General features: G+C 64.1%; 5 protein-coding genes and 1 pseudogene. 3 read left to right on the top strand and 3 right to left on the bottom strand.

All coding sequences use genetic code 11. The features are described from left to right. Window positions 1-882, top strand: a pseudogene (locus EOA78_RS34580) (MFS transporter); the annotation flags it as partial. 95 nt (window positions 883-977) lie between these two features. On the opposite strand, the gene coaBC reads toward EOA78_RS34580, so the two are convergent. The 3 genes from coaBC to ubiE form a co-directional block, all read right to left on the bottom strand. Beyond that, window positions 978-2,456, bottom strand: coding sequence for a bifunctional phosphopantothenoylcysteine decarboxylase/phosphopantothenate--cysteine ligase CoaBC (gene coaBC / locus EOA78_RS34575; RefSeq protein WP_245477992.1), 1,479 nt, complete (start codon window positions 2,454-2,456; stop codon window positions 978-980). A gap of 73 nt (window positions 2,457-2,529) precedes the next feature. Continuing rightward, the gene (gene ubiB, locus EOA78_RS34570) at window positions 2,530-4,104 is read right to left on the bottom strand and encodes a 2-polyprenylphenol 6-hydroxylase (protein ID WP_127320121.1); all 1,575 of its coding nucleotides are present in this window, start codon (window positions 4,102-4,104) and stop codon (window positions 2,530-2,532) included. Window positions 4,105-4,117: 13 nt separating this feature from the next. Then, the gene (gene ubiE, locus EOA78_RS34565; protein ID WP_127320119.1) at window positions 4,118-4,894 is read right to left on the bottom strand and encodes a bifunctional demethylmenaquinone methyltransferase/2-methoxy-6-polyprenyl-1,4-benzoquinol methylase UbiE; all 777 of its coding nucleotides are present in this window, start codon (window positions 4,892-4,894) and stop codon (window positions 4,118-4,120) included. Window positions 4,895-5,040: 146 nt separating this feature from the next. Between ubiE and EOA78_RS34560 the strand changes: the two genes are divergently transcribed. Beyond that, window positions 5,041-6,015: an adenosine deaminase gene (locus EOA78_RS34560; protein WP_127320117.1), complete on the top strand. Its 975-nt coding sequence runs from the start codon at window positions 5,041-5,043 to the stop codon at window positions 6,013-6,015. A gap of 116 nt (window positions 6,016-6,131) precedes the next feature. After that, on the top strand, window positions 6,132-6,592 hold a 461-nt coding region (upp, locus tag EOA78_RS34555), incomplete at its 3' end, for a uracil phosphoribosyltransferase (protein WP_127320115.1).

Genomic DNA, 6,592 nt, shown 5'->3' with positions numbered 1-6,592 from the left:
GCTATGGCGCTGGCGAGCTTTATCGTGCTCGACACGCCTGAGGCAACCAGGCCACAGGCGATCACTGGAACGGCGCCGCCCTTCCCCTTTGCCGCGCTCGGCTGCCTTGCCGTCAGCGTCGTGCTGATTGCCACGGCTGGGGTCGACATTGCCCTGCTGCGTTCCTCTCTACTGCTGGTCCTCGGACTGATCGGGCTTGCGCTGTTCATCCGCATCGACGCGCTGAAGCCGGGCTCGCGGCTGTTCCCGTCGCGGCTGTTCTCATGGCGCACGCCGGTCGGCGCAGGCATGACCATGGTCGCCGCCTTTTCGGTGGCGACCTGTTCCTTCGCCGTCTACGGGCCGCTGCTTCTGACCAGCCTGCACGGCATTCCGATCCTGACCACCGGCTATATCATCGCCACCGAATCGATCGCCTGGTCGATCCTGTCGATCCTCGTCGCCAATGCGCCGCCGGAACGCGAGAGGCTGATCATCACCGGCGGCGCACTGATGATCGCGGCCGGCATCGCCGGCTTCGCCTACGCCGTGCCGGCGGGTTCGATTCCGCTGATCCTGTTTTGCGCCTTGCTGCAGGGCGGCGGCTTCGGCATTGCCTGGCCCTTCGTCACACGCGTGATCGTGGCATCGGCTGGGGATGGTGAGCAGACGATCGCCTCCGCCGCCGTGCCGACCATGCAGCGCATTGGCTATGCGGTGGGTGCCGCGCTGACCAGCATCGTCGCCAATGCCAGCGGTTTCTCCGAAGGCCTGAACCGCGAAGCGGCGGCAAATGTCGCCACCTGGCTGTTTCTCGCCTTCGTGCCACTCGGGATTCTGGGATGCCTCGCCGCCCTCAGGATCTCGGGACCGGCAGCCCGGCCACAGGAAGCGACCGGATAGCATCGGACCCAAAAGTGGGTACCGGTTTTGGGAAAATCCGATGCTCAAACAAGAAGATAGAGCGGCGGTACGCTTCAACTTGAAAGTCCGCCGCTCTAGACAGTGATCGTCTTCAGCCGCTCCGCGATCAATGCCGCAAGCCGCGTCGCCACCTCGTCCTTACTCATCTCGGGCCATTCGTCGACACCGGCCTTCGAGACGATCCGCACCCGGTTGCGGTCGCCGCCCATCACCCCGCCTTTTTGGGACACGTCGTTGGCGACGATGAAATCGGCGCCTTTCTTCCTGAGCTTTGCCTCGGCGTTCCTGATGAGATCCTCCGTCTCGGCGGCAAAGCCGACGACCAGGCTGGGCCGTTTCCTGTGATGACCGACACCGGCAAGAATATCGGGGTTTTCGATCATCTGCAGCGCCGGCGGCCCCTCGCCCGCCACCTTCTTGATCTTCTCGCCGGCCGAAGTCTCGCTGCGCCAGTCGGCGACCGCCGCAACGAACACCGCCGCGTCCGCCGGCAGCAGCTGTTCGACAGCGTCTTTCATCTCGTTCGCGGTTTCGACATGCAGTGTTGTCACCTCAGCCGGATCGGCAATGCCGACCGGACCGGAGACGAGGTGCACATCGGCGCCCAGCCTAGCCAGCGCCGCCGCGATGGCATGGCCCTGCTTGCCGGACGAGCGATTGGCGATGTAGCGCACCGGGTCGATCGGCTCATGCGTCGGACCTGAGGTGACGATGATCTTTCTGCCTGCCAGCGGCTTCGGCCCGATATCGAGCAGCGCCTCGATCGCAGCGACCATCTCCAGCGGTTCGGCCATGCGGCCTTCGCCCGCCTCGTTGCTCTCGGCCATCTCGCCCTTCGCCGGGCCGACGAATGCGATGCCGTCCTTCTGCAATGTCGCTCGGTTGCGCCGGGTCGCCGGATGCGACCACATTTTCGGGTTCATGGCGGGCGCCATCAGCACCGGCTTGTCGGTGGCGATGAGCACGGTGGAGGCAAGATCGCTGGTGTGGCCATTGGCGAGCTTCGCCATCAGGTCGGCGGTGGCCGGCGCCACGACGACAAGGTCGGCCTCGCGCGACAGGCGGATGTGGCCGACATCGTGTTCGTCATTGCGGTCGAACAAATCGGTGAAGACGTGGTCGGCGGAGAGCGCCCCGGCCGACAGCGTGGTCACGAACTCCTGCGCCGCAGCGGTCATCACGACACGCACGGCGGCGCCGCGCTCGCGAAGCCGGCGGATCAGGTCCAGCGCCTTGTAGGCGGCGATGCCGCCGCCGATGATCAGCAGAATGCGCTTGCCGGAGAGGGTCATGCCCGAGGCCAGTTCCTGTCCATTGTTGGTGGTGGGCACCTTTGGGTCGAATGGGTTTTCCAGCTTCCGTCCGAGCGCCAGGATTTCGCCACGCGACGCCTTCAGCCGCCACCCCCCATTCTCAAGCCCGGTTTTGGGGATTGTCACCTCACGCAAGGAATCCCGCACCTCCTGCTCCATCGAGACCCCGCGGGCAGCAGCGCGTTCGCGAAGCACCTGCTTCACCCTGTCATCAAGTTTACGGATTGTGATGGTGCTCATGGCATTGCTCCTTGCCTCAATATAGTAATAGGCGAGTTGCATGCAATGACAGCACTGCTGTCATCGCATGCACTCAGAGCAACTTCCACGCGATATAAACCAGCGTCACCGCGATCACCCACAGCGCCAGCCGGCCGGAGCGGGTGTGGCGCGCCTCGGCCTTGCCGATCGCGCGCGCCGTCCTTTCGTCGAAACGCAGCCCGTGTTCGGCCATCAAATCGATCTCGCGCGACAGCCGCTCGGTGCGGGCGGCGAGGTCCGCCGCCTGGCGGGCCAGCGCCAGCAACGCGCTGGCGCCGTCCCGCGCGTCGGCCAGCAGGGCACGCGGGCCAAGATTGCCCGATATCCAGCCGCCGACCACCGGTTCTGACGTCTTCCACATGTTGAAGGCCGGGTCGAGCGTGCGCGCGACGCCCTCGACCACCACCATGGTCTTTTGCAGCAGCACCAGTTCGGACCGCGTCGCCATGTCGAAGAGGTCGGTCACCTCGAACAGAAGCGCCAAGAGCTTGGCCATCGAGATGGTTTCAGCCGGCTGGCCGTGGATCGGCTCGCCGATCGCCCGGATCGCCTGGCCGAATGCTGCGACATTATGCTGGCGCGGCACGTAGCCGGCCTCGAAATGCACTTCGGCGACGCGCAGATAGTCACGGGTGATGAAGCCGTAGAGAATTTCGGCGAGGAACCGGCGCTCCTTCTTGCCGAGCCGGCCGGCAATGCCGAGATCGACAGCGACGATGGTGCCATCGGGCTCGACGAACAGGTTACCCGGGTGCATGTCGGCGTGGAAGAAACCGTCACGCAGAGTGTGGCGCAGGAACGACTGGACCAGGTTGACCGCGATCGCCTTCAGGTCATGGCCGGCGGCAGCGAGGCCGGCAATGTCGTTCAACTTGATGCCGTCGACCCATTCCATGGTCAGCACGTCACGGCCGGTACGTTCCCAGTCGACGGACGGGACGCGAAAGCCGGGATCGTCCTTGGTGTTCTCGCCGAGTTCCGAAAGCGCTGCCGCCTCGAGCCGCAGATCCATTTCGATCTTGGTGGTCTGCGCCAGCGTCTGGGTCACTTCGACCGGACGTAGCCGGCGCGACGACGGAATGTATTTTTCCTGGAGACGGGCGGCGAGGAAATAGCTTTCGAGATCGCGAAAGAAACGGCGGCGCACGCCCGGCCGGATGACCTTTACCGCCACCCGCGAACCGACGCCGTCCTGCAGGGTTTCGGCGATATGGACCTGAGCGATCGACGCGGCGGCGACGGCCTCGCCGAAACTGGCGTAGAGCTCGCCAACCTTGCGCCCGAGCGAAGCCTCTATCGCAGCTATGGCCTCGGCCTGCGGAAAGGTCTGCATCTTGTCCTGCAGCATGGCGAGATCGAGCGCTATGTCGTTGCCGACGACATCGGGCCGCGTCGCCAGGAACTGGCCGAGCTTGACATAGGATGGGCCGAGCCGGACGACGGCCTTGGCCAGCCGGTCGCCACGCTCATAGGCAAGCGCGCGGCGGCGGGTCAACAGCCGCGCCATCCGCCAGCCGAGTTTCGGCAGACCGAAGAGCTCGTCGCCCGGCAGCGCCGCGACGACGCCTTCGCGGACCAGCACCCAGCCGGCCCGCACGAGCCTGAAACCAGCGCCGACGCTGCTCATGACTGCGCTCGCCTCAAAGCTTCCAGCCCGAATGAAGCGCAGCTATGCCGCCGGAATAATTGCGAAAAGAAACGCGGTCGAAGCCGGCGCGGGAAATCATCGCCGCAAAATTCTGCTGATTGGGAAACTTGCGGATCGATTCGACCAGATAGGAATAGGGCTCGCCGTCGCCGGTCACCGCCTTGCCGATCCTGGGGATGGCGTTGAACGACCACGCCTCATAGGCCTTGTCGAGCAGCGGCATATCGACCTCGGAAAATTCGAGGCAGAGGAAGCGCCCGCCGGGCTTCAGCACGCGATAGGCTTCCGCAAGCGCCACATCGATGCGCGGCACGTTGCGAATGCCGAAAGCGATCGTGTAGGCGTCGAATGTGGCCTCAGTGAAAGGCAGCTCCTCGGCATTGGCTTCGACGAAATCGGTGTTTGCCGTCAGGCCCTTTTTCTCGGCCCGGTCGCGGCCGACGGCGAGCATCGAGCCGTTGATGTCGAGAACCGTGGCATGGGCGTTCCTGCCGCTCGCCTCGACGATGCGGAAGGCGATGTCGCCGGTGCCGCCGGCAACGTCGAGAACGCTCCAGCCCGGTCGTTTCGGTGGATTGAGCCATGTGACCATGGCGTCCTTCCACAGCCTGTGCAGCCCGGCCGACATCAGGTCGTTCATCAGATCGTAGCGGTCCGCGACCTTGTGGAAAACGTCATTGACCAGGGACTGCTTCTCGCCTGCCCCTACACGCTTGAAACCATAGGACGTTTCCATGCCGCCAACGGCCGTGGTTCTCTCAACCGACATTATTTTTGATCCGCCATAAAACCGGCGGGACCATAGCCGATCGATGGTGCCGACGCTATTGTTTAAGGCGCGGTGTTCGGCCGCGCTTCTCGGTCGTGAAATCGTACTTATGTCGATGAGCTGGACAGACCTGACGGGATGACTGCATGCCTTTGAAAGCGGAACTGCACTGCCATATCGAAGGGGCAGCGGCGCCCGAACTCGTCGTCCGCCAGGCGCAGAAATACGGCAAGGACACATCGCCCTACATTCAGAATGGCTCTTTCGTCTGGCACGATTTCACCTCCTTCCTGGCCGCCTATGACTTCTCCTCCGACCTGTTCCGCACGGAGGAGGATTATGCCCGGCTGGCCGATCATTACCTGACCAGCCTCGCCCGCGACGGCGCCATCTATTCCGAGATCTTCACCTCGCCGGACCACGCCGGCAGGGCCGGCCTGTCGCCCAAGGCCTATACGGACGCGCTCGGCGAAGGCATGGCGCGCGCCAAGGCCAAGACCGGCATCGAGGGCCGCATGATCGTCACCGGCGTGCGCAATGCCGGGGTCGAATCGATCGAGCAGGCAGCGCGCTTCGCTGCCCGCTGCGGGCATCCGCTGGTCACCGGCTTCGGCGTCGCCGGCGACGAGCGGATGGGCGATCTGGAGGATTATGTCAGGGCCTTCGAAATCGCGCGCGAGGCCGGCCTCGGCATCACCGTCCATGCCGGCGAACTGATGGGCTGGGAGAGCGTCGAGGCCGCGCTCGACCACATCCGCCCCTCCCGCATCGGCCATGGCGTGCGCGCCATCGAAAACCCTGACCTTGTCCGGCGCATCGCCGACGAAGGCGTCGTGCTCGAGTGCTGTCCCAGTTCCAACGTCGCGCTGAAGGTCTTCGACAGTTTCGCCGATCACCCTTTTCGGGCACTGCAGACGGCAGGCTGCAAGGTGACGCTAAACTCCGACGATCCGCCCTATTTCTGGACGTCGCTGAAGAGCGAATACGACATTGCCGCAGAGCATTTTTCGATGAACGACAAAGCGCTCGCCGCCGTCACCAGAACCGCCATCGAGGCCGCCTTCGTCGACAGGAAGACCAAGGCAATGCTGCTGGGTCGGCTCGACGCCAAGGGCAGGTGAATGGTGGATGGTGGATGGTGAAGCCGTCAACCGCGAGTCTTTCCGCTCAACCAAGGACTCGCAAACCTATTCACTATTCACTATTCACTATTCACCTGCGCAGCTAGGAGAACACCATGCAGGGCGTCACCGTCGTCGACCACCCGCTTGTCCAGCACAAGCTGACCATCATGCGCAAGAAGGAAACCTCGACGGCCGGCTTCCGGCGGCTGTTGCGCGAGATCTCGCTGCTGCTTGGCTATGAGGTCACCCGCAATCTCGAACTGACGACGACGACGATCGAAACGCCGATCGAGACGATGGAAGCGCCGACGCTGGAGGGCAAGAAGCTGGTCTTCGCCTCGGTGCTGCGCGCCGGCAACGGCTTGCTCGAAGGTCTGCTCGATCTGGTGCCGGCGGCGCGCGTCGCCCATATCGGCCTTTACCGTGATCACGAAACGCTGGAAGCGGTCGAATATTTCTTCAAGGCGCCGAGCGATCTCGCCGACCGGCTGGTGATCGTCGTCGACCCGATGCTGGCGACCGCCAATTCGGCGATCGCGGCCATCGACAAGCTGAAAGGACGCCGCCCCCCCAA

It is taken from the genome of Mesorhizobium sp. M5C.F.Cr.IN.023.01.1.1 (assembly GCF_003997585.1).
Lineage (GTDB): Bacteria > Pseudomonadota > Alphaproteobacteria > Rhizobiales > Rhizobiaceae > Mesorhizobium > Mesorhizobium wenxiniae.
Note: the sequence above shows the minus strand (reverse complement) of the source record. Positions and strands in the feature narration are given on the sequence as shown.